This is a genomic window from Cellulomonas sp. GTC20042, assembly GCF_055389595.1.
Window position 1 is genome coordinate 1,563,716 of sequence record NZ_AP043678.1, and the last position, 22,382, is coordinate 1,586,097.

A 22,382-nucleotide genomic window follows, 5' to 3' on the forward strand; every position below is an offset into this window, starting at 1 on the left:
GCCCGTCACAGCCCTCACGAGCGGTCGCAGCGCGCTCCTCGACCCCGGCCGGGGCCACGGGACGCACGGCGGCAAGCGGGGTGGTACCGCGGTCCGGTGCCGGAGCGATCCGGCGTCAGGTCGTCCCCGGGCACACCACCACCGCACGCGCCCGCGCCGCAGCACGGCAGGGCGCCGACCACAGGAGCGCCATCCGCCATGGCCTATCCGCTGCACCGCACCACCCCCGCCGCGACCACCCCCGCCGCGCCCGCCGCCGCCCCGGCCCCCGGCGCGTCCTTCGGCCTGCCCGCCTCCCCGGACCTGCCCGGCCTGGAGAAGGACGTCCTGGCCTACTGGGAGCACGACGGCACGTTCCAGGCGTCGATCGACGCCCGCCCGGCCGGCGAGGACGGCGCGAACGAGTTCGTGTTCTACGACGGCCCGCCGTTCGCGAACGGCCTGCCGCACTACGGGCACCTGCTGACCGGGTACGCGAAGGACATCGTGGGCCGGTACCAGACGCAGCGCGGGCGCCGGGTGGAGCGGCGGTTCGGCTGGGACACGCACGGTCTGCCGGCGGAGCTCGAGGCGGAGCGGATCCTCGGCATCACGGACAAGTCCCAAATCGACGAGATGGGCATCAAGGCGTTCAACGAGGCGTGCCGGTCCTCGGTGCTGCGCTACACCGACGAGTGGCAGGTCTACGTCACCCGGCAGGCGCGCTGGGTGGACTTCGATCACGACTACAAGACGCTGGACCCGACGTTCATGGAGTCGGTGATCTGGGCGTTCAAGCAGCTGTACGACAAGGGCTGGGCCTACGAGGGCTACCGGGTGCTGCCGTACTGCTGGAACGACGAGACGCCGCTGTCGAACCATGAGCTGAAGATGGACGACGACGTCTACAAGGACGTCCAGGACCAGACCGTCACCGTGACCTTCCCGCTCACGGGCGAGCGCGCGGCCGCGCTGGGGCTGGACGGGGTGGCGGCGCTGGCGTGGACGACGACGCCGTGGACGCTGCCGACCAACTCGGCGCTGGCGGTCGGGCCCGAGGTGGCCTACGCGGTGCTGCCGGCCGGCCCGGAGGGCACCAGCGCCTCGGCGACCACCTTCCTGATGGCGCAGGACCTGGTGAAGGCTTACGCGAAGGACCTGGGCTACGCCTCGGCGGAGGACGCGCTGGCCGCGGTCAGCCGCGAGGTCGTCGGCTCCGACCTGGAAGGCGTCCGCTACGCGCCCCTGTTCGACTTCCTGGCGGACCAGCCCGGCATGGCCGAGCACGGCTTCCAGATCCTGCTCGCGGACTACGTGACCACCGAGGACGGCACCGGTGTGGTCCACCAGGCGCCCGCCTACGGCGAGGTCGACCAGGAGACCTGCGAGAAGGCCGGCATCCCGACGGTGCTGAGCGTGGACGAGGGCGGCCGCTTCACGTCGCTGGTGCCGGACTTCGAGGGCCAGCAGGTGTTCGAGGCGAACAAGCCGATCACCCAGCGGCTGCGCGCGGACGGCCGGCTGCTGCGCCAGGCGTCCTACGTGCACTCGTACCCGCACTGCTGGCGCTGCCGCAAGCCGCTGATCTACAAGGCGGTGTCGTCCTGGTTCGTGCGCGTGACGGCGTTCCGCGACCGCATGGTGGAGCTCAACCAGGACATCTCCTGGGTGCCGGAGCACATCAAGGACGGGCAGTTCGGCAACTGGCTGGCCGGTGCCCGTGACTGGTCGGTGTCCCGCAACCGCTACTGGGGCACGCCGATCCCGGTGTGGGTGAGCGACGACCCGGCGTACCCGCGGATCGACGTGTACGGCTCCTTCGCGGAGCTGGAGGCCGACTTCGGCCGCCTGCCGCTGAACGACGCCGGCGAGCCCGATCTGCACCGGCCGTTCATCGACGACCTGACCCGCCCCAACCCGGACGACCCGACCGGTGCGAGCACGATGCGCCGCATCCCGGACGTGCTGGACGTGTGGTTCGACTCCGGGTCGATGCCCTACGCGCAGGTGCACTACCCGTTCGAGAACACCGACTGGTTCGAGAACCACTACCCGGGCGACTTCATCACCGAGTACATCGGGCAGACCCGGGGCTGGTTCTACCTGCTGCACGTGCTGGCGACGGCGCTGTTCGACCGGCCGGCGTTCCGCACCAGCGTGTCCCACGGGATCGTGCTGGGCTCGGACGGCCGCAAGATGAGCAAGTCGCTGCGCAACTACCCGGACGTCAACGAGGTCTTCGACCGTGACGGCTCGGACGCGATGCGCTGGTTCCTGATGGCCTCGCCGATCCTGCGCGGCGGCAACCTGGTCGTCACCGAGGAGGGCATCCGCTCCGAGGTGCGCCAGGTGCTGCTGCCGCTGTGGAGCACCTGGTACTTCTTCGCGCTCTACGCCAACGCGGGCAACGGCGGCGCCGGGATCACGGGCCGTCGGGTGACCGCGGACACCCCGCTGGCGACCATGGACCGCTACGTGCTGGCCCGGACCCGCAAGCTGGTCGAGGACGTCACCGCGCAGCTGGACGCCTACGACGTGCCGGGCGCCTGCGAGACGGTGCGCGTGCACCTGGACCTGCTGACCAACTGGTACGTCCGCACCCAGCGCCAGCGGTTCTGGGACGAGGACCAGGCGGCCTTCGACACGCTGTGGACCGCGCTGGAGACGCTGACCCGGGTGATGGCCCCGCTGGCCCCGCTGCTCAGCGAGGAGGTCTGGCGCGGCCTGACCGGTGACCGCTCGGTGCACCTGACCGACTGGCCGGTGCTGGACGCGGGGTCTCCGGACGACGTGGCGCTGCCCGCGGACGACGACCTGGTCGCCGCGGTGGACGGCGTCCGTGAGGCGGTGTCGGCGGCGCTCGGCCTGCGCAAGGCGAACAGCCTGCGGGTGCGCCAGCCGCTGCGCAGCCTGCGGATCGCCGTGCCGGACCCCGACGCGCTGGCGCCCTTCGTCGCGCTGATCGCGGCGGAGCTCAACGTCAAGGAGGCCACCACGACCTCGGTGGCCGACGCCGCCCAGGGCGGGGTCTCGGTCCGCAGCACCCTCGCGGTGAACGCCCGCGCCGCCGGCCCGCGCCTCGGCCGGGGCGTGCAGGCGGTGATCCGCGCGGCCAAGGCCGGCGAGTGGTCCACCGACGCGGAGGGGACCGTGGTGGTCCGCACCGACGAGGGCGACGTGCCGATGCTCGAGACCGAGTACGAGCTCGCCACCACGATCGACCTGGCCGAGGGCGAGGGCGACACCCTGGCCGCCGCGGTGCTGCCCTCGGGCGGGTTCGTGGTGCTGGACCTCGCGCTGGACGACGCACTGCGCGCCGAGGGCTACGCCCGTGACGTGGTCCGTGCCGTGCAGGACGCCCGCAAGGCCGCCGACCTCGACGTCAGCGACCGGATCCGCCTCACGCTGCGGGTGCCGGAGGCCGACCAGGCGGCGGTGCGCACGCACCAGGACCTGATCGCGGGGGAGACCCTGGCCACCGAGATCACGGTCGAGACCGGCCCGGCCCTGGAGGTCGTCGTGGAGAGGATCGCGCGATGAGCGCCCGCAAGAAGGGTGGTGCCGACCACCTGAAGGACGAGGTCGCCCGCGCGGCCCGGCAGGCGGCGGACGAGGTCTACGCCGGGATCCTCGAGCGTGCCCCGGAGCACGACATCGACCCGACCCTGGCGCGCGTGCAGGGCGTCTGCGAGCTGCTCGGCGACCCGCAGAAGGCCTACCGGGTGGTGCACCTGACCGGCACCAACGGCAAGACCTCCACCTCGCGGATGGTCGAGCGGCTGCTGCGCGAGCACGGCCTGCGCACCGGCCGGTTCACCAGCCCGCACCTGACCCGGGTCACCGAGCGGATCGCGATCGACGGCGAGCCGATCAGCGACGAGCGCTTCGTCGAGGTCTGGCAGGACGTCGCGCCCTACGTGCACATGGTCGACGCCCGCGAGCAGGCCGAGGGCCGCCCCCGGCTGTCGTTCTTCGAGGTGTTCACGGTGATGGCCTTCGCGGCCTTCGCGGACGCACCGGTGGACGTCGCGGTGATCGAGGTCGGCCTCGGCGGGCGCTGGGACGCCACCAACGTCGCCGACGGCGAGGTCGCGGTGATCACGCCGGTCGCCCACGACCACGAGCGCTTCCTCGGGCACACGCTGGTGGAGATCGCCGGGGAGAAGTCCGGGATCGTCAAGGACGGCGCCACGCTGGTGCTGGCCCGGCAGGACGAGGACGCCGAGGGCGTGATCCTGCACGCCGCAGCCGAGCGCGGTGCACGGGTGGTGCGCGAGGGCGTCGAGATCGACGTGGTGGAGCGGCAGGTCGCCGTCGGCGGCCAGCTGCTCACCCTGCGCGGCACCGGCGGCGTCTACACCGACGTGTTCCTGCCGCTGCACGGCGAGCACCAGGCGCACAACGCGCTGCTGGCGCTCGCGTCCGTGGAGGCGATGATGGCCGGCGGCGGCGCGCTGTCCGGTGCCGTGGTCGAGGCCGCGTTCGCGGACGTCGACTCGCCCGGACGCCTGGAGCTGGTGCGGTCCAGCCCGACGGTGATCGTGGACGGAGCGCACAACCCCGCCGGGATCGAGGCGCTCACCGCGGCGCTGGAGGAGGCCTTCGCCTTCCAGCGGATCGTGGCGGTGGTCGGCGTGATGGCCGACAAGGACGCGGAGAACATCCTCGCGGGCCTGGAGCCGACGGTGGCCGAGATCGTGGTCACCCGGGCGTCCTCCGACCGGTCGATGGAGGTCGACGAGCTCGCGGAGATCGCGGTGGACGTCTTCGGCGAGGACCGGGTGCACGTGCGCGAGCGCCTGGACGACGCCGTGACGCTCGCGGCGGACCTGGCGGAGGCCGAGGTGGAGCGCGGTGCTGCGGTGGTGGTGACCGGCTCGATCGTGCTGGTCGCCGAGGCGCGGATCCTGTTCGGCCGCCCCTGACGACGGAACCGGTCCTGCCCCGGCGCGGGCCGGTGCAGCTAGACGAGCGGCGCGGTGTGCACCAACGTGCACCCGCGCCGCACGTCGTCCCCTTGACGTCCGGCTGACCTGCGGCGAGGGTGGGCGGTGTCGCGGCAACGAGGCCGTGGTCGACCGCCGGGAAGAGGGAACGCCGCCGTGAAGAAGCTCATCAACGACCCGCAGCACGTCGTCGCCGAGTCCGTCGAGGGCTTCGGTCTCGCCCACGCCGACATCGTCACCGTCCACACCGACCCGCTGTTCGTCGCCCGCGTCGGCGGAGCGGTCAGCGGCAAGGTCGGCCTCGTCTCCGGCGGCGGCAGCGGGCACGAGCCCCTGCACGCCGGCTTCGTCGGGGAGGGCATGCTCGACGCCGCCGTCCCGGGCGCCATGTTCACCTCGCCGACCCCGGACCAGATCGCCCCCGCGCTCCAGGCCGCCGACGGCGGTGCCGGCGTGCTGGCGATCGTGAAGAACTACACCGGCGACGTGCTCAACTTCGAGACCGCCGCCGAGCTCGCGGACGCCGAGGGCGTCACCGTGCGCTCCGTGATCGTCAACGACGACGTGGCCGTCGAGGACTCGCTCTACACCGCCGGCCGGCGCGGCGTCGCGGGCACGGTCGCGGTGGAGAAGATCGCCGGGGCCGCCGCCGCGCGCGGGGACGACCTGGACGGCGTGGTCGCGGTGGCCGAGAAGGTGATCGCCAACGTCCGCTCGATGGGGGTGGCGCTGACCGCCTGCACCGTGCCGCACGCCGGCAAGCCGTCCTTCGACCTGCCGGACGACGAGATCGAGATCGGCATCGGCATCCACGGCGAGCCCGGCCGGCGCCGGATCAAGGCCGCCCCCGCCGACGAGATCACCGAGATGCTGCTCACGCCGGTGGCCGACGACCTGGGCCTCACCTCGGGCGAGCAGGTGCTGCTGTTCGTCAACGGCATGGGTGGCACGCCCGCCTCGGAGCTCTACGTCGTCTATCGTCAGGCGCGCACGCTGCTCGAGGCGCGCGGAGTGCAGGTGACCCGCTCGCTGGTGGGCAACTACGTGACATCACTGGAGATGCAGGGAGCCTCGGTCACTGTTCTCCGGCTGGACGACGAGCTGACGGCGCTCTGGGACGCGCCCGTCCGCACCGCCGCGCTGCACTGGTAGCAGCCGACGGGTCGATCACGCCGGGGTCGGCCCGGCCCCCGACCGAACGACGTGGAGGTGGGAACGGAGCATGGCGGGATCCCTGGGGACCGGCTGGGCGCTGGCCTGGACGCGACGGACCGCGCAGGCGGTGGCCGAGCGACGCGAGGAGCTGATCGAGCTCGACCGGCAGATCGGCGACGGCGACCACGGCGAGAACCTCACCCGTGGCTTCACCGCCGTCGTCGCCAAGCTGGACGCGCTGGAGGAGCAGCCCGCCGACGTCGGCGCGGTGCTCAAGCTGGTCGCGACCACGCTCATGTCGACGGTCGGCGGCGCGGCGGGCCCGCTGTACGGCACCGCCTACCTGCGGGCCGCCAAGGTGACCGCCAGCCCGGAGCTCGACAGCGCCGCGGTGGTCGCGATGCTGGAGGCCGGCCTGGAGGGCATCGTCGCGCGCGGCAAGGCGGCGCCGGGGGAGAAGACCATGGTCGACGCGTGGACCCCGGCGGTGGAGGCCGCGGTGGCCGCCGCCGACCACGGGGCCTCCCCGGCGGCGGTGCTCGCGGCGGCGGCCGAGGCGGCGCAGGCCGGTGCGGTCGCCACCACCCCCCTGATCGCCACCAAGGGCCGCGCGTCCTACCTGGGCGAGCGCTCCGCGGGCCACCAGGACCCGGGGGCGACCTCGACCGCGCTGATCCTGGACGCGGCGGCGAGCACGGCGGCGGAGCAGGCATGACCACCGCGCCCGTCGCCCTGGTGCTCGTCTCGCACTCGCACGGCCTCGCCGAGGGCGTGCGCGAGCTCGCCGGCCAGATGGCGCCGGGCGTGCTGATGATCGCGGCCGGCGGCGACGGGTCCGGCGGGCTCGGCACCTCCTTCGACCTGGTCGAGCAGGCGATCACCGAGGCGGCCGGCGACGGGCGCTCGGTGGTGGTGCTGACCGACCTGGGCTCGGCGGTGCTCACCGCGGAGTCGGTGGTGGAGTTCCTCGACGAGGACGTCGCCGCGCGGGTGCGGGTGCCGGACGCGCCGCTGGTCGAGGCGGCGGTGGCGGCCTCGGTGGAGGCGGCCGGCGGCGGGGACCTGGACGCGGTGCTCGCGGCGGCGGTGCGCGCCGGGACCACCTTCGGCGCGGGCGCGGCGACCGGCGGCCCGGCGATCACGGACGCGCCGGCGGCCACGGCCCCGCCGGAGGCCGAGGCCGCCGATCCGGCCGTGCTCACCGCGCACGTCGTGGTGCGCAACCCGCTCGGCCTGCACGCCCGCCCGGCGGCGGTGCTGGCGCGCTCGATGGCCGGCTTCGACGCGCAGGTGCAGGTGGACGGCGTGAACGCCGCGAGCGTGCTGGAGCTGATGAAGCTCGGCGCCACCCAGGGCCGGGAGCTGACGGTCTCCGCCACCGGTCCGCAGGCGCGGGTCGCCGTGGACGCCTTCGTCGCCGCGGTCGAGGAGGGCTTCGGCGAGGTGTGAGCGGGATCGCAGCCGATCCCGTGGGACAGAACATTGCAGGGCGTGCAAGAATGCATGTCATGCAAGAAGTCGAGGAGACCGTCGGGCTGCGTGGGCCCGAGCCCTCGGGGCTGCGCGAGCGCAAGAAGCGCGCACGCCGCGAGGCCCTCGTCGACGCCACCCACCGACTGGCCGCCGAGCACGGCCTGGAGAACGTGACGGTCGAGGCGATCTGCGCCGAGGTCGGCATCTCCGTGCGCACGTTCTTCAACTACTTCGAGACCAAGGACGACGCGGTGCTCGGCCTGGGGCAGTGGTCCCTGGATCCCGACGCGTCCGAGGTGTTCGCGGCGGGCGGTCCCACCGGTGACCTGCTCGCCGATCTCCAGGTGCTCGTGCGCAGCATCCTGGAGCACCCGCCGCTGGGCCCGGACCGGATGGCCCGCGCCTTCGAGCTCGCCAAGCAGCACCCGGACCTGCTGGTGCGCGCCTACGTCCTGATCCACAACCAGCACGAGGCGGTCGCCGGCCTGGCCCGGCGCCGGCTGCAGGCCACCGCCGACGGCACGGCGACCGACGACGCGCTGGTGCACGTCGTCGGCGCGCTCATGATGGTGCTCTCGCACGCCACCTTCGAGAGATGGGGCGTGCGGGGGCACGAGGGCGAGGTCGGCGACCACCTGCCGAGCATCGTCACCGACCTGCGCGCGCTGCTCCTCGGCGCCCCGGTCCCCGCCACCTGAACCCACCCTGACCCGCACACTTCACGACCCGCCCCCGCGGGCCGCACCCTCCTGCGCGCCGACGACGGCCCCCGGCCGGTCCGTCGTGCCCTGCCGCGGGACCGCTGCCGGCCACCCACCGACCAGAACGGACGAGGTACCTCCTCATGGCGTCCACCGCCCCCGCCCCCGACAAGCCGCTGGTGGTGCTGAACCAGCGCACCGTCTGGCTGATCTTCGGCGCCCTGCTCGCGAGCATGCTGCTGTCCTCGCTCGACCAGTCGATCGTCGGCACCGCGATGCCCACGATCGTCGGCGAGCTGAACGGCGTCGAGCACCAGGGCTGGGTCGTGACGGCCTACATCCTGGCCATCGCGATCGTCATGCCGCTGTACGGCAAGTTCGGCGACCTGTGGGGGCGGCGCTGGCCGTTCCTCATCGCCATCGGCCTGTTCACCGTCGCCTCCGCCGGCGCGGGCTTCGCGCAGTCCTTCATCGAGCTGGTGATCTGGCGCGGGATCCAGGGCCTCGGCGGCGGCGGTCTGATGATCCTGTCGCAGGCGATCATCGCGGACATCGTCCCGGCCAAGGACCGCGGCAAGTACATGGGCCCGATGGGTGCGATGTTCGGCATCGCCGCCGTCGCCGGCCCGCTGCTCGGCGGGCTGTTCACCGACCACGCCGACTGGCGCTGGTGCTTCTGGATCAACATCCCGATCGGCATCGCCGCCTTCGCGGTCGCCTGGTTCACCCTCAAGCTGCCGACGCACCGCGCGGGCAAGCACATCGACATCGCCGGCATCGTCCTGATGACGCTCGGCACCTCCGCGATCGTGCTGCTGACCTCGTGGACCTCGCTGACCGGCGAGTCCGGCTACGACTGGTCGGACGGCCGCCTGGTGGGCCTGCTGGTGCTCACCGTCGCCGCGATCATCGCGTTCATCCTGGTCGAGCAGCGCGCCGAGGAGCCGATCCTCCCGCTGCACCTGTTCCGCAACCCGACCTTCGCCATCGCCACCTCGGTCGGCCTGGTGATCGGCATGGGCATGTTCGCCTCGCTGGCCTTCCTGCCGACCTTCCTGCAGATGGCGACCGGCGCGGGCGTCACCGAGTCCGGCCTGCTCATGCTGCCGATGACCGTCGGCGTCATGCTCACCGCGATCGGCTCCGGCTTCGCGATCACCAAGACCGGCCGCTACAAGAGGTTCCCCGTGGTCGGCATGGCCATCGCCACCCTCGGCCTCGCCTGGCTCACCACTCTGACCGGCGACATGTCGATGGTGCTGTTCGGCGTGATGATCTTCGCGCTCGGCGCCGGCCTCGGCCTGGTCATGCAGACGATCGTGCTCGCCGTGCAGAACTCGGTGGACCCGCACGAGCTCGGCACCGCGACCTCCGCGAACAACTTCTTCCGCGAGATCGGCGCGGCGGTCGGCACCGCCCTGTTCAGCACGATCTTCACCTCCCGGCTCACCGAGCGGCTGACCGACGCCTTCGCGGGCGTCCCGGCCGACCAGGTGCCCACCGGCGGCGGTGCGGAGTCGCTGACCCCGGCGATCGTGGCCGGCCTGCCGGAGCAGCTGCACGACGGCATCGTCAACGCCTACGCCGACGCGCTGGCCCCGGCGTTCTGGTACCTGGTGCCGCTGCTGGCCCTCGGCTTCGTGCTCACGCTGTTCCTGCGCGAGGTGAAGCTCTCCGACGTCGCCGGCATGGTGGCGCGCGGCGAGGCGACCGTCGAGGGCGCTCCCGGTGCTGAGGGCACCGCCCCGTCCGCCTCGGTCACCGCCGGGGTCGCCGCGGCCGCGGGGGAGACCCCTGTCGGCTCCGTCACGACGGACGACGGCCGCGCCGCCGACCGCACCTGACGATCGCCGGGTAGCCTCACCTGCGATGAGCATGCACGCCTCGCGGCCCGTGCGCCCCAAGCGCCCCGCCAAGCCCCAGTTCACCTCGATGATCCTGGTCCTCGAGGGCGTGCTGGTGCTGTTCGCGGCGCTGACGGCGCACGGGCTCGAGTCGTTGCCGGCCCCGGTGCTCTGGTCCTCCGCCGGTGCGATCTTCCTCGCGCTGGTGGTGCTGTCCCGGCTGGTCACCGTGCCGGGCGGCTACGTCGCGGGGTCGGTCGCGCAGGTGCTCGTGCTGGCCTGCGGCTTCGTGCTGCCGGCGATGTTCGCCCTCGGCGGGCTGTTCGTCGTGCTCTGGGTGGTGGCCCTGCGGCTCGGCGGGCGGATCGACCGGGAGCGCGCCGCCTACGACGCCGCCCACCCCGAGGGCTGACGCTGCCGTTAGGGTGACGGCCATGAGCGACATCCAGCGCACCCTCGTCCTGGTCAAGCCCGACGGCGTCCGCCGTGGCCTGGTGGGGGAGGTGCTCCGCCGGATCGAGGCCAAGGGCTACACCCTGGTCGCGGTCGAGCTGCGCACCGCCGACGACGCCCTGCTGGGCGAGCACTACGCCGAGCACGCCGGCAAGCCCTTCTTCCAGCCGCTGGTCGACTTCATGAAGTCCGGCCCGGTGGTCGCCGTGGTCGTCGAGGGCCACCGCGTGATCGAGGGCTTCCGCTCGCTGGCCGGGTCCACCGAGCCGACCACCGCCGCGCCCGGCACGATCCGTGGCGACCTCGGCCGCGACTGGGGCCTCGCGGTCACCCAGAACCTCGTGCACGGCTCCGACGCCCCCGAGTCCGCCGCCCGCGAGATCGCCCTCTGGTTCCCCGCGCTCTGATCTCTCCCCGTCCTTGCGCCGAGAGGGCAGTGGCTGCTGTCTCCCGACCCCGGGAAGCGACAGCTACTGCCCTCTCGGCGCAGGCGCACCCGATCGGTAGGCTGCGCGGGTGCACCTCAAGACGCTGACCCTGCGCGGGTTCAAGTCGTTCGCCTCGGCGACGACGCTGAACCTCGAGCCCGGGGTGACCTGCGTCGTCGGGCCGAACGGCTCCGGCAAGTCCAACGTCGTGGACGCTCTCGCCTGGGTGATGGGCGAGCAGGGCGCGAAGTCGCTCCGCGGCGGCAAGATGGAGGACGTCATCTTCGCCGGCACCTCCGGCCGCCCGCCGCTGGGCCGCGCCGAGGTGTCGCTGACGATCGACAACACCGACGGCGCCCTGCCGATCGAGTACACCGAGGTCACGATCTCCCGGACGCTGTTCCGCAACGGTGGCTCCGAGTACGCGATCAACGGGCGCGGCTGCCGGCTGCTGGACATCCAGGACCTGCTGTCCGACTCCGGCCTCGGCCGCGAGATGCACGTGATCGTCGGGCAGGGCCAGCTCGACGCGGTGCTGCGCGCGACGCCGGAGGAGCGGCGCGGCTTCATCGAGGAGGCCGCGGGCGTCCTCAAGCACCGCAAGCGCAAGGAGAAGGCTCTCCGCAAGCTCGACGCGATGCAGGCCAACCTCACCCGGCTGACCGATCTCACCGGGGAGCTGCGTCGGCAGCTCGGGCCGCTGGGCCGGCAGGCGGAGGTCGCCCGCAAGGCGCAGACCGTGCAGGCGGACCTGCGCGACGCCCGCGCCCGGCTGCTCGCCGACGACCTGGCCCAGCTCACCGCCACCCTGGAGCAGGACCTCGCCGACGAGACCGCGCTGCTGGCCCGGCGCGCCGAGGTCGAGGCCGCCCTGGGGGACGCGCGCACCCGCCTGGCCGTCCTGGAGCGGGAGGCCGCCGAGGCCGCGCCTGCGCTGGGCGAGGCCTCCGACGTGTGGTTCCGGCTGTCCTCGCTGCGCGAGCGGCTGCGCGGCACCGCCTCCCTGGCCACCGATCGCGCCCGCCTGCTGGGCTCGGCGGCCCCCGAGCGCACCGGCGGCCAGGACCCGGAGGAGCTGCTGCGCCAGGCCGAGCGTGCCCGGGCCGCCGAGGCCGAGCTCCAGTCGGAGGTGGACGTCGCCCGTGCCGGTCTGGAGCGGGTGCAGGCCGCCCGGCAGGAGGCCGAGGACGCCGCCGCCGCCGCGGAGAAGGCGCTGGCCGCCGTGCTGCGCGGGGCCGCCGACCGGCGTGAGGGGCTGGCCCGGCTGGCCGGTCAGGTCGGCGCCCGGCGCTCCCGCCTGGAGGCCACCGAGGCGGAGATCGGCCGGCTGCGCGAGACGCTGACCGCCGCCGAGCGGCGCGGGCACGAGGCGACCGTCGAGTTCGCCGCCCTGGAGACGCAGGTCGCCGGGGTCGAGGAGGGCGAGGAGGGGCTGGACGCCGCTCACGAGGCCGCCGCTGACGCTGTCGAGCAGACCTCCGCCCGGGTGCGCGCCCTCACCGAGGACCTGACCGCCGCCGAGCGGGACCGGGCCGCGCTGGAGTCCCGGATCGAGACCCTGGAGCTCAGCCTCACCCGCAAGGACGGCGCGGGCGCGCTGCTCGCCTCGGACGAGGTGCCGGGGGTGCTCGGCTCGCTGGCCGCGCTGCTCGGCGTGGCGGCGGGGGACGAGGACGCGATCGTGGCGGCGCTCGGCGCCTCGGCGGACGCGGTGGCCGTGCAGTCGGTGGAGGCCGCCGTCGACGCGATCCGCTTCCTGCGCGAGCAGGACGCCGGACGCGCCGGGCTGGTGGTGGCGGACGCGGCCTCGGCCGGCGACGACGCGCGGGCGCCCGCCCCCGACGGTGCCGCCTGGGCGCTGGACCTCGTGCAGTCGCCCGCCCCGGTCCGCCCCGCGGTCGCCCGGCTGCTGCGGGACGTCGTGGTGGTGGACGACCTGGCGCAGGCCCGCGCCGTGCTGGCCGATCACGGAGATCTGGTGGTGGCCACCCGCACCGGCGACGTGCTCGCCGCGCACCGGGCGTCCGGCGGCTCCGCGACCGCCCCGAGCGCCCTGCACCTCCAGTCCGCCCTGGACGAGGCCCGCGCCGGTGCCGAGGCCGCCGCCGCCCGCGGTGAGCAGGCCCGGTTCGCGCTGGTCGCCGCCCGTGAGGCCGAGACCGAGGCCGGCGAGGTCTACGCCGAGACGCTGGAGCGGCTCAACGAGTCCGACGCGGCCCTGGCGGCGGTCTCCGAGCAGCTCGGCCACCTCGGGGCCACCGCCCGCGCCGCCCGCGCCGAGGCCGAGCGGGTGCAGGCCTCGCTGGCCACCGCCGAGCAGACGCTGGCCGACGGCCAGGGCGAGCTCGCCGAGCTGGTCGAGCGGCTGCGCGTCGCCGAGGAGGAGCCCGCCGACACCGAGGCGGCGATCGAGGAGCGCACCGTCGAGCGCGACGCCCGGGCGGCCGCCGCCACCGAGGCCCGCGCCCGCGAGACCGAGGCCCGGCTGACCCTGCGCACCAGCGAGGAGCGTGCCCGTGCGCTCTCCGGTCGTGCGGAGTCCCTGGACCGCGCCGCCCGCACCGAGCGCGCCGCCCGGGAGCGGGCCGCCGAGCGCGAGCGGCAGCGCGCCCGGCAGGTCGCCGTCGCGCACGCCGTGGCCGCCGGTGCCGCCGCCACGCTGACCGCCGTCGAGCGCGCGGTGCAGCAGGCCGCCGACGCCCGGGACGCCGCCGAGGCCGCCCGCACCGAGCGGGAGACCGCACTGACCGCCGTGCGCACCGCCGTGGACGGCCACCAGCGCGACCTGGCGCAGCTCACCGACGCGGCGCACCGCGACGAGGTGGCGCGCGCCGAGCAGCGGCTGCGGATCGAGCAGCTGCGCACCCGCAGCGTCGAGGACCTCGGCATCGACCCGGACGTGCTGGTCGAGGAGTACGGCCCGCACCAGGGCGTGCCGGTCGTCGCGCCGGTGGTCGTGCCGCGCCCGGCACCGGTGGCGGATCCGGACGCCGACGCGACCGCGGACGACGCCCCCGCGACGGCTCCGACGACGGACGAGCCCGCCCCCGAGCCGGTCGAGACCGTGCCCTACGTGCGCGCCGAGCAGGAGAAGCGCCTGCGCGCGGCCGAGCGGGCGCTGTCCCAGCTCGGCCGGATCAACCCGCTGGCGCTGGAGGAGTTCGCGGCGCTGGAGGAGCGGCACCGGTTCCTGGTCGAGCAGCTCGCCGACCTCAAGAAGTCCCGCGCCGACCTGCTGGAGATCGTCCGGGAGATCGACGAGCGCGTGGAGCAGGTGTTCGCCGACGCCTACCGCGACACCGCCGCGCAGTTCGACCGGGTGTTCCCGCGCCTGTTCCCGGGCGGCGAGGGCCGGCTGGTGCTCACCGATCCCTCCGACATGCTCACCACCGGGATCGAGGTCGAGGCGCGTCCGGCGGGCAAGAAGGTCAAGCGGCTGTCCCTGCTGTCCGGCGGCGAGCGCTCGCTCACGGCGGTGGCGCTGCTGGTGTCGATCTTCAAGGCCCGCCCGAGCCCGTTCTACGTGATGGACGAGGTCGAGGCCGCCCTGGACGACGCCAACCTGGGCCGCCTGCTGGAGATCTTCCGCGAGCTGCAGGAGGACTCGCAGCTGATCGTGGTGACCCACCAGAAGCGCACCATGGAGATCGCCGACGCCCTGTACGGGGTGACCATGCGCGGCGACGGGGTGACCACCGTGATCAGCCAGCGGCTGCGCGACGAGGTGCCCGCGTAGGACCGCTGTGAAGGTCTCGTGCCGGTTCCTCGCCGGTCCGGCCCGGCACGCAGCGAGCCCGGGTGAACGGGGCGAGAATAGATCCCATGACCGGGGCGCTGCTGTGGGGGATCGGGATCGCGTTGCTGGCCGCTGCCGGCGTGATCGGGGCGGCGAGCGCGTGGGGCGACGACGCCGGGGCGCTGCGCACCTTCTGGCGTGACCTGCGCTCCGGGCTGCACCGCCGACGCTCCGGCCAGCAGCCGCTGCCCGAGGAGGCCGCCGAGCCGGTGGACGTGACCTTCGCCGAGATCTTCGCGCAGGACGCCGAGCCGGAGGACGGCTACCTGCACCTGGACGACCTCGCCGACCTGCTCGACCGCACGGGGGAGCGTGCCGGCCGGCTGCTGCACGCCCCGCACCGCACCCACCAGGACTGAGCAGGGCGCTGCGGCGCCGATCGGGACCCGCGCCTGACACACTGGCCCGGTGGACCAGAACGATCTCCTGAACCTGCTGTACGTCGCCGTCCCCGCGCTGGTGGTGCTGGGCGGCGGCGGTGCGCTGATCGCCCGTCGTCGCTCCGGCCGTGGCGAGCAGCCCGGCGCCGGCACGAGCCCGGGTGCGGGCACGACCACCCTCGGCCGTCCCGAGGCCCCCGCCGCCGAGGCACCCGTCGAGGTCGAGCCGGTCGACGAGCCCGCCGCCGCGGTCGAGGCCCCGGCGCTCGACGTCCCCGCGCCCGCCACCGGCCGCCTCGCCCGGCTGCGCGACCGCCTGGCCCGCTCCGGCTCCCCGCTGGGTGCCCGGATGCTCGCGGTGCTCTCCCGCGACCACCTCTCCGAGGACGACTGGGACGAGCTCGAGGAGACCCTGCTGCTCGCCGACGTCGGCGCCGGCCCCTCCGCCGAGCTGGTCGACGCCCTGCGCACCCAGGCCCGCGTGCAGGGCCTCAAGGACCCGGCGCAGGTGCGCGCCCTGCTCCGCGAGCAGCTGCTCGCGCTGGTCGACCCCGGCCTGGACCGCACCCTGGCCACCGAGCGCGTGCCCGGCCCGTCCGGCGAGCCGGTTCCCGCCGTCGTGATGGTGGTCGGCGTCAACGGCACCGGCAAGACGACCACCGTCGGCAAGCTCGCGCGCGTGCTGGTCGCCGAGGAGCGCACCGTCCTGCTCGGCGCCGCCGACACCTTCCGCGCCGCCGCCGCCGACCAGCTCCAGACCTGGGGATCCCGGGTCGGCCTGCGCACCGTGCGCGCCGACCGCGACGGCGCCGACCCGGCCTCCGTCGCCTTCGACGCCGTGCGCACCGGCGTCACCGAGGGCGTGGACGTCGTGCTGGTCGACACCGCCGGCCGCCTGCAGAACAAGGCCGGCCTGATGGACGAGCTCGGCAAGATCACCCGCGTCATCACGCGTGAGGCCCCGCTGTCCGAGGTGCTGCTGGTGCTGGACGCCACCACCGGCCAGAACGGCCTGACCCAGGCGCGCGTGTTCGCGGAGGTCGCCGGGGTGACCGGCATCGTGCTCACCAAGCTCGACGGCACCGCCAAGGGCGGCATCGTGGTCGCCGTGCAGCGCGAGCTCGGCGTGCCGGTCAAGCTGGTCGGCCTCGGCGAGGGCCCGGACGACCTGGCGCCCTTCGACGCCGCGGAGTTCGTCGACGGCATCCTCGGCTGACCCGGTCGACTCGACCCGCCCGCCCGTGAGCACCCCGCCGGTCGCCCGGCACCGCACGCCGGGCGAGGCCGACCACGACCCGCTGACCCGGCGCGCCCCGGCGGTGGCGTCGTGGCTGCTCGGCCCCGGGCTGCTCTGGGGCGGGCGGCTGCTGGTCGTCGGGTGGGCGGTGCTCGCGGTGCTGGTGCCGCTCACCCGGGACGTGTGGTCCACCGCGCCCCGGGACGCCGGCGGGATGCCCGACCACCCGCTGCCGATCGTGTTCTTCGTCGTCTGCTTCCTCACCGGGCTGCTGCTGCCGATGCTGCTGGCCCCGGTCGGACCGGTGGCGCTGGCCCGGGTCGACGACGAGGTGCTGACCCTGCCGACGGTGCTCGGCCGGCGCCGGGTCGACCTGCGCACGCTCCGGATCCGATCGGTCCGGATCTGGGTCCGCCGCGGCAACCCGTGGCTGCACCTGCTGACCGACGGGCGCGGCGGTCGCGTCGTCCTGCTGCACTCGCTGCGTGGCGGCACGCCGCCGGAGCTGCGCGAGGCCGTCGAGGACCTGGCGGTCGAGGGGCGGCTGCCGCCGGCCGCGCTGCTCGACCTCGGCTGGGGCGTCTCGCGCAGGGACCGTGCCCGGGTCACCGCGCTCGGCGGGGTGCACGTCGTGTCGAGCGGGGTGCTCGCGTTCGTGGCGATGACCCTGCTCGCCCTGCCGCTGCTCGCCACCGCCGGATGACCGACCCTGCTGAGACCCAGGTCACAGCCTTCTCACCCGCTGCACACCGGTGCAACGCAACGTTTACCTGGCCCGCCCCGTTGTCACACCGCTGTAACGCACGCCGCCGCCGACGGTAACGGCCGGTCGGGAACCTTGTCCCCGACCGGCCGCCCGGCTGGCGAGGGGAGAGGCGTTCCACATGGATCTGGACACCGGAGCGACAGCCTGGATGCTGATGTCAGCATCGCTGGTGCTGCTCATGACGCCTGGACTGGCGTTCTTCTACGGCGGCATGGTCCGCGGCAAGTCCGTCCTCAACATGATGATGATGTCCTTCATCGCGATCGCGGTGGTGGTCGTCGTCTACGTGCTCTGGGGCTGGTCGATGTCCTACGGCTCGGACGTCGGCGGGCTGTTCGGCAACCCGTTCGACCAGTTCGGCCTCTCGGGGACGATCTGGGACGACGCGGGTGAGTTCGCGATCGACGGGTTCGGCGTGCCGGTCGTCGTCGGCGTGGCCTTCCAGGTCACCTTCGCGATCATCACGGTCGCCCTGATCAGCGGCTCGATCGCCGACCGCGTCAAGTTCGGCACCTGGGTCGTCTTCGTGGCGCTCTGGGTCACCGTCAGCTACTTCCCGCTGGCCCACATGGTCTGGGGCGGCGGTCTGCTCTCCGGCCTGAACGAGAACGGCATCGCCGCGAAGCTGTTCGGCTGGGACGCCGAGGCCGGTGCGGCCGTCGTCTCGCCGATCGACTTCGCCGGTGGCACCGTCGTGCACATCAACGCCGGTATCGCAGGCCTGGTGCTCGCGCTGATCATCGGCCGCCGCAAGGGCTTCGGCAAGGAGCCCATGCGTCCGCACAACCTGCCGTTCGTGATGCTCGGTGCCGCCCTGCTGTGGTTCGGCTGGTTCGGCTTCAACGCGGGCTCGGCGTTCACCGCCGACGGCAACGCCGGTCTGGCGTGGGTCAACACCACCGCCGCCACCGCCGCCGCCGTGATCGGCTGGCTGGTCACCGAGAAGATCCGTGACGGTCACGCCACCTCGCTGGGTGCCGCCTCCGGCATCGTCGCGGGTCTGGTCGCGATCACCCCGGCCGCCGGCGCCCTGCGCCCGGTCACCTCGATCGTGCTCGGTGTCGTCGCCGGTGTGCTCTGCGCCCTGGCGGTCGGCCTGAAGTACAAGTTCAACTACGACGACTCGCTCGACGTGGTCGGCGTGCACCTGGTCGGCGGTCTCGTCGGCACCATCGGCATCGGCTTCCTGGCCGCCGACGGCGGTCTGTTCTTCGGCGACGGCGTCAAGCTGCTCGTGGTGCAGTTCGTGGTCGCGCTGATCGCGCTGGTGTTCTCCGGCTTGGTCACGGCCGTGATCGGGTACATCCTCAAGGTCACCCTCGGCTGGCGGGTCAGCGAGGAGGCCGAGGTCGGCGGGATCGACCTGGCCGTGCACGGTGAGACCGCATACGAGACGCTGGGCGGCGCCCGCGTGGTGACGGAGGTGAAGTGATGACGAAGCTCGTGAGCGCGGTGATCCAGCCGCATCGCCTGGACGACGTGAAGTCGGCGCTGGAGGCGGCGGGTGTCCGCGGCCTGACGGTCAGCGAGGCCAGCGGCTACGGCCGCCAGCGCGGCCACACCGAGGTCTACCGCGGGGCGGAGTACACCGTCGACCTGGTGCCGAAGGTCAAGATCGACGTGCTGGTGACCGACGAGGACGCCCCGGTCGTGGTCGAGGTCGTCGTCAAGGCGGCCCAGACCGGCAAGATCGGCGACGGCAAGGTGTGGGTCGTGCCGGTGGAGGACGTGGCTCGCGTCCGCACCGGTGAGCACGGCCCGGACGCCCTCTGACGGAGGCGATCCTTCACAGATGAACACCGATCGGCCGAAGGGCACGGCCGGCGGGTCCTCGGAGGTCCCGCACCCTCGTCAGGGGGTGCGGGACCTCCGCGTCGAGAGGATCGAGCTGGCGGCCCGCCTGTCCGGACCGGGCAGCGACGGACCCACCCGGCGCGCCGCGATGTCCGACCTGGTGCTGCGGCGCCTGGCGGAGCTGTGGGACGAGGCCACCGAGGGGCAGGCGACGCCCGGCGTGGCGCTCGGCGCCGTCGGCAGCATCGGCCGCGGCGACGCCAGCCCGGCCAGCGACCTGGACCTGCTGCTGGTGCACGAGGGGCGCGGGCACTCCGCCGAGGAGATCGGCCGCCTGGCGGACCGGCTCTGGTACCCGCTGTGGGACGCCGGGGTCGACCTGGACCACTCGGTGCGCTCGCTGGCGCAGTGCCGGCAGGTGGCCTCGCGCGACCTGCCCGCCGCCGTCGGCCTGCTCGACCTGCGCCCGGTCGCCGGTGACCCCGTGGTGGTGCACCGCGCGGGATCGGCGCTGCTGGCGGACTGGCGCGACGCCGCCCGCCGCCGGCTGCCCGAGCTGCTCGCCTCCACCCGGCAGCGCGCGGAGCGGCACGGCGAGGTCGCCTACCTGATCGAGCCGGACCTCAAGGAGGCGCGCGGCGGCATCCGGGACGCCGTGGTGCTCTCGGCGCTGGCCGCCACCTGGCTCACCGATCGCCCGCACGGGGCCGTCGACCGGGCGCACGCGCACCTGCTGGACGTGCGCGACGCCGTGCAGACCGTCAGCCGCCGGCACACCAACCGCCTGCTGCTCCAGGACCAGGACGAGGTCGCCGAGCTGCTGGGCGTGGGGGACCGGGACGACCTGCTCGCCGGGATCGCCGAGGCCGGACGGGTGATCTCCTACGCGCTGGACACCACCGCCCGCAACGCCCGGCAGGCGCTGCACCGGCCCGCCCGCAAGCCGGTGCTGGTGCGCGGCCGTCGCACGCCGCCCCGGCTGCGCGCCGTGGGGGAGGGCCTGGTCGAGCACGACGGGGAGCTGGTGCTCGCCGCGGACGCCCAGCCCGCCGCCGACCCGCTGCTCTCGCTGCGCGCCGCCGCCACCGCCGCGCGCACCGGGCTCACGCTCTCGCCGATCTCGGTGACCAGCCTGACCCGCACCCCGCCGCTGCCCGAGCCGTGGCCGCGCGCCGCCCGCACCCTGCTGGTGCAGCTCCTCGCCACCGGCCCCGCGCAGGTGCCGGTGTGGGAGGCGCTGGACCTCGCCGGCGTCGTCACCACCTGGATCCCGGAGTGGGCGGGGGTGCGCAACCGGCCGCAGCGCTCGCCGATCCACCGGCACACCGTGGACCGGCACCTGGTCGAGGCGGCCGCCCGTGCCGCCGGTCTGCGTCGCAGCGTCGAGCGGCAGGACCTGCTGCTGGTGGGCGCGCTGCTGCACGACATCGGCAAGCGCGCCGGCGCCGGCGACCACTCGATCGAGGGGGCCCGGCTGGTCGGCCCGATCGCGCTGCGGATGGGCTTCTCGGGCGAGGACGCCGCCGACCTGACCACCCTGGTGCGGCACCACCTGACCCTCGCCGACCTGGCCACCGGTGCCGACCCGGACGACCCGGCGACCGTCGACCGGCTGCTCGAGGCGGTGGACGGACGGCTCGACCTGCTGCACCTGCTGCGGGCGCTGACCGAGGCCGACGCCTCCTCCGCGGGGCCGACGGCGTGGACCGCGTGGCGCGCGCACCTGGTGGACGACCTCGTGGCGCGGGCGACCGCCCGGCTGGCGGGTACCCTGGGACGTCCCTGACCTGCCTACAGAGCGTGAGGATCGCGCGGTGTTCGACACCCTGTCCGACCGGCTGACGTCGACCTTCAAGAACCTGCGCTCCAAGGGGCGCCTGTCCGAGGCGGACATCGACGCCACCGTGCGCGAGATCCGTCGCGCGCTGCTCGACGCCGACGTCGCCGTGCCGGTGGTGCGCACCTTCACCGGTGCCGTGCGCGAGCGCGCGCTGTCCTCCGAGGTCTCGGGCGCGCTGAACCCGGCGCAGCAGGTCGTCAAGATCGTCAACGAGGAGCTCGTCGCGATCCTCGGCGGCGAGAACCGGCCGCTGGCCCTGGCGAAGAACCCGCCGACGGTCATCCTGCTCGCGGGCCTCCAGGGCGCCGGCAAGACGACGCTCGCCGGCAAGCTCGCGCTGCACCTCAAGGGCCAGGGCCACACCCCGCTGCTGGTCGCCGCCGACCTCCAGCGGCCGAACGCCGTGACCCAGCTCCAGGTGGTCGCCGAGCGCGCCGGCGTGCCGGTGTTCGCCCCGCACCCCGGCAACCAGGGTGCCGAGGACGACGTGGTGCTCGGCGCCGACCCGGTGGCCGTCGCCCGCGAGGGCCTCGCCACCGCGAAGGCCCGCCAGCACGACGTGCTGATCGTGGACACCGCCGGCCGCCTCGGCGTGGACAGCGTGCTCATGCAGCAGGCCGCGGACATCCGCGACGCCGTGCAGCCGGACGAGATCCTGTTCGTGATCGACGCGATGATCGGTCAGGACGCGGTCGCCACCGCCACGGCCTTCCAGGAGGGTGTCGGCTTCACCGGCGTCGTGCTGTCCAAGCTCGACGGCGACGCCCGCGGTGGTGCCGCCCTGTCGGTCGCCTCGGTCACCGGCCGGCCGATCCTGTTCTCGTCCACCGGTGAGAAGCTCACCGACTTCGAGGTCTTCCACCCCGACCGCATGGCGTCGCGCATCCTCGACATGGGTGACGTGCTCACCCTGATCGAGCAGGCCGAGAAGGCCTTCGACGCCGAGCAGGCCGAGCAGATGGCCGGCAAGCTCGCCAGCGGCGAGGGCTTCACGCTGGAGGACTTCCTCCAGCAGATGCAGCAGCTCAAGAACATGGGCTCGATGAAGAAGATGCTCGGGATGCTGCCGGGCATGGGCCAGATGCGCGAGGCGATCGACAACTTCGACGAGCGCGAGGTCGACCGGGTCGAGGCGATGATCCGCTCGATGACCCCCGCCGAGCGGGTCAACCCGAAGATCATCAACGGCTCGCGCCGCGCGCGGATCGCCGCCGGCTCCGGCATGCAGGTCTCGGACGTCAACGGGCTGCTGGAGCGGTTCGAGGGCGCGCAGAAGATGATGAAGCAGATGGCGCGCGGCGGCGGCATGCCGGTGCCGGGCATGGGCAACCTGCCGGGCATGGGCAAGAAGGGCCGGGGCCGTCAGGCGCCGTCGTCGAAGAAGGTCAAGGGCAAGTCCGGCAACCCGGCCAAGCGCGCCCAGCAGGCGCAGGAGGCCGCCGACCGCGCCGCCGGCATCGCGCCCGCCGCGCCCGCCGCGCCGAAGGGGTCCGCGTTCGGCCTCGGCCGCTCCTCGGGGCCCGCCGAGACCGACCCGGCGTCGATCGACCTGGCGGGTCTGGAGAAGTTCCTCGGTCGCTGACCACGCGA

General features: G+C 74.0%; 17 protein-coding genes. All 17 read left to right on the plus strand.

The annotated features are described in order from the left end of the window. The first annotated feature begins 198 nt into the window (after positions 1–198). The 17 genes from ileS to ffh all read left to right on the plus strand — a co-directional run bounded on the left by ileS (position 199) and on the right by ffh (position 22,374). The gene (gene ileS / locus ACZ5HG_RS07255) at positions 199–3,519 is read left to right on the plus strand and encodes an isoleucine--tRNA ligase (protein ID WP_464181420.1); all 3,321 of its coding nucleotides are present in this window, start codon (positions 199–201) and stop codon (positions 3,517–3,519) included. Beyond that, the gene (locus ACZ5HG_RS07260; protein ID WP_464181421.1) at positions 3,516–4,904 is read left to right on the plus strand and encodes a bifunctional folylpolyglutamate synthase/dihydrofolate synthase; all 1,389 of its coding nucleotides are present in this window, start codon (positions 3,516–3,518) and stop codon (positions 4,902–4,904) included. Before ileS ends, ACZ5HG_RS07260 begins: the two co-directional genes overlap by 4 nt. Before the next feature lie 177 nt (positions 4,905–5,081). Beyond that, positions 5,082–6,077, plus strand: coding sequence for a dihydroxyacetone kinase subunit DhaK (dhaK, locus tag ACZ5HG_RS07265; RefSeq protein ID WP_464181422.1), 996 nt, complete (start codon positions 5,082–5,084; stop codon positions 6,075–6,077). Between the two features lie 70 nt (positions 6,078–6,147). Further along, positions 6,148–6,795, plus strand: a complete 648-nt coding sequence (gene dhaL / locus ACZ5HG_RS07270; RefSeq protein WP_464181424.1) for a dihydroxyacetone kinase subunit DhaL — start codon at positions 6,148–6,150, stop codon at positions 6,793–6,795. Then, positions 6,792–7,529, plus strand: coding sequence for a dihydroxyacetone kinase phosphoryl donor subunit DhaM (gene dhaM, locus ACZ5HG_RS07275; protein WP_464181425.1), 738 nt, complete (start codon positions 6,792–6,794; stop codon positions 7,527–7,529). Before dhaL ends, dhaM begins: the two co-directional genes overlap by 4 nt. 59 nt (positions 7,530–7,588) lie before the next feature. Further along, a complete protein-coding gene (locus ACZ5HG_RS07280) occupies positions 7,589–8,251 on the plus strand; it encodes a TetR/AcrR family transcriptional regulator (RefSeq protein ID WP_464181426.1) in 663 nt (220 codons plus the stop codon). 146 nt (positions 8,252–8,397) lie between these two features. After that, entirely contained in the window at positions 8,398–10,098 is a 1,701-nt protein-coding gene (locus ACZ5HG_RS07285) for an MDR family MFS transporter (protein WP_464181428.1), read from the plus strand. 25 nt (positions 10,099–10,123) lie between these two features. Further along, positions 10,124–10,510 (plus strand): DUF4233 domain-containing protein, encoded by a 387-nt coding sequence (locus ACZ5HG_RS07290; RefSeq protein WP_464181430.1) that lies wholly within the window; start codon positions 10,124–10,126, stop codon positions 10,508–10,510. A 22-nt stretch (positions 10,511–10,532) separates the two neighbouring features. Next, positions 10,533–10,958 carry a nucleoside-diphosphate kinase gene (gene ndk, locus ACZ5HG_RS07295; RefSeq protein WP_464181431.1) on the plus strand — a complete coding sequence of 142 codons (426 nt, stop codon included), beginning with the start codon at positions 10,533–10,535 and terminating at the stop codon, positions 10,956–10,958. Between the two features lie 109 nt (positions 10,959–11,067). Then, the gene (smc, locus tag ACZ5HG_RS07300) at positions 11,068–14,715 is read left to right on the plus strand and encodes a chromosome segregation protein SMC (RefSeq protein ID WP_464181433.1); all 3,648 of its coding nucleotides are present in this window, start codon (positions 11,068–11,070) and stop codon (positions 14,713–14,715) included. A gap of 86 nt (positions 14,716–14,801) precedes the next feature. Next, on the plus strand, positions 14,802–15,134 hold the full coding sequence (locus ACZ5HG_RS07305) for a hypothetical protein (protein WP_464181435.1): 333 nt from the start codon (positions 14,802–14,804) through the stop codon (positions 15,132–15,134). Positions 15,135–15,183: 49 nt separating this feature from the next. Beyond that, on the plus strand, positions 15,184–16,371 hold the full coding sequence (ftsY, locus tag ACZ5HG_RS07310) for a signal recognition particle-docking protein FtsY (protein ID WP_464181436.1): 1,188 nt from the start codon (positions 15,184–15,186) through the stop codon (positions 16,369–16,371). A 25-nt stretch (positions 16,372–16,396) separates the two neighbouring features. After that, on the plus strand, positions 16,397–17,095 hold the full coding sequence (locus tag ACZ5HG_RS07315; RefSeq protein ID WP_464181437.1) for a hypothetical protein: 699 nt from the start codon (positions 16,397–16,399) through the stop codon (positions 17,093–17,095). A gap of 181 nt (positions 17,096–17,276) precedes the next feature. Next, entirely contained in the window at positions 17,277–18,590 is a 1,314-nt protein-coding gene (locus ACZ5HG_RS07320; RefSeq protein ID WP_464181439.1) for an ammonium transporter, read from the plus strand. Beyond that, positions 18,590–18,931, plus strand: coding sequence for a P-II family nitrogen regulator (locus ACZ5HG_RS07325; protein ID WP_464181441.1), 342 nt, complete (start codon positions 18,590–18,592; stop codon positions 18,929–18,931). Before ACZ5HG_RS07320 ends, ACZ5HG_RS07325 begins: the two co-directional genes overlap by 1 nt. A 19-nt stretch (positions 18,932–18,950) precedes the next feature. Continuing rightward, on the plus strand, positions 18,951–20,738 hold the full coding sequence (locus ACZ5HG_RS07330; protein ID WP_464181442.1) for a [protein-PII] uridylyltransferase: 1,788 nt from the start codon (positions 18,951–18,953) through the stop codon (positions 20,736–20,738). Between the two features lie 28 nt (positions 20,739–20,766). Further along, complete coding sequence (gene ffh, locus ACZ5HG_RS07335; RefSeq protein WP_464181443.1) at positions 20,767–22,374, plus strand: signal recognition particle protein; 1,608 nt, start codon at positions 20,767–20,769, stop codon at positions 22,372–22,374. The last annotated feature ends 8 nt before the right edge of the window (positions 22,375–22,382 follow it).

Excerpts from the sequence above, each read along its gene's own strand:
- ileS (WP_464181420.1), top strand. The coding sequence starts at position 199 with ATGGCCTATCCGCTGCACCGCACCACCCCCGCCGCGACCACCCCCGCC.
- ACZ5HG_RS07260 (WP_464181421.1), top strand. The coding sequence starts at position 3,516 with ATGAGCGCCCGCAAGAAGGGTGGTGCCGACCACCTGAAGGACGAGGTC.
- dhaL (WP_464181424.1), top strand. The coding sequence starts at position 6,148 with ATGGCGGGATCCCTGGGGACCGGCTGGGCGCTGGCCTGGACGCGACGG.
- dhaM (WP_464181425.1), top strand. The coding sequence starts at position 6,792 with ATGACCACCGCGCCCGTCGCCCTGGTGCTCGTCTCGCACTCGCACGGC.
- ACZ5HG_RS07280 (WP_464181426.1), top strand. The coding sequence starts at position 7,589 with ATGCAAGAAGTCGAGGAGACCGTCGGGCTGCGTGGGCCCGAGCCCTCG.
- ACZ5HG_RS07285 (WP_464181428.1), top strand. The coding sequence starts at position 8,398 with ATGGCGTCCACCGCCCCCGCCCCCGACAAGCCGCTGGTGGTGCTGAAC.
- ACZ5HG_RS07290 (WP_464181430.1), top strand. The coding sequence starts at position 10,124 with ATGAGCATGCACGCCTCGCGGCCCGTGCGCCCCAAGCGCCCCGCCAAG.
- ndk (WP_464181431.1), top strand. The coding sequence starts at position 10,533 with ATGAGCGACATCCAGCGCACCCTCGTCCTGGTCAAGCCCGACGGCGTC.
- ACZ5HG_RS07305 (WP_464181435.1), top strand. The coding sequence starts at position 14,802 with ATGACCGGGGCGCTGCTGTGGGGGATCGGGATCGCGTTGCTGGCCGCT.
- ACZ5HG_RS07320 (WP_464181439.1), top strand. The coding sequence starts at position 17,277 with ATGGATCTGGACACCGGAGCGACAGCCTGGATGCTGATGTCAGCATCG.
- ACZ5HG_RS07325 (WP_464181441.1), top strand. The coding sequence starts at position 18,590 with ATGACGAAGCTCGTGAGCGCGGTGATCCAGCCGCATCGCCTGGACGAC.
- ACZ5HG_RS07330 (WP_464181442.1), top strand. The coding sequence starts at position 18,951 with ATGAACACCGATCGGCCGAAGGGCACGGCCGGCGGGTCCTCGGAGGTC.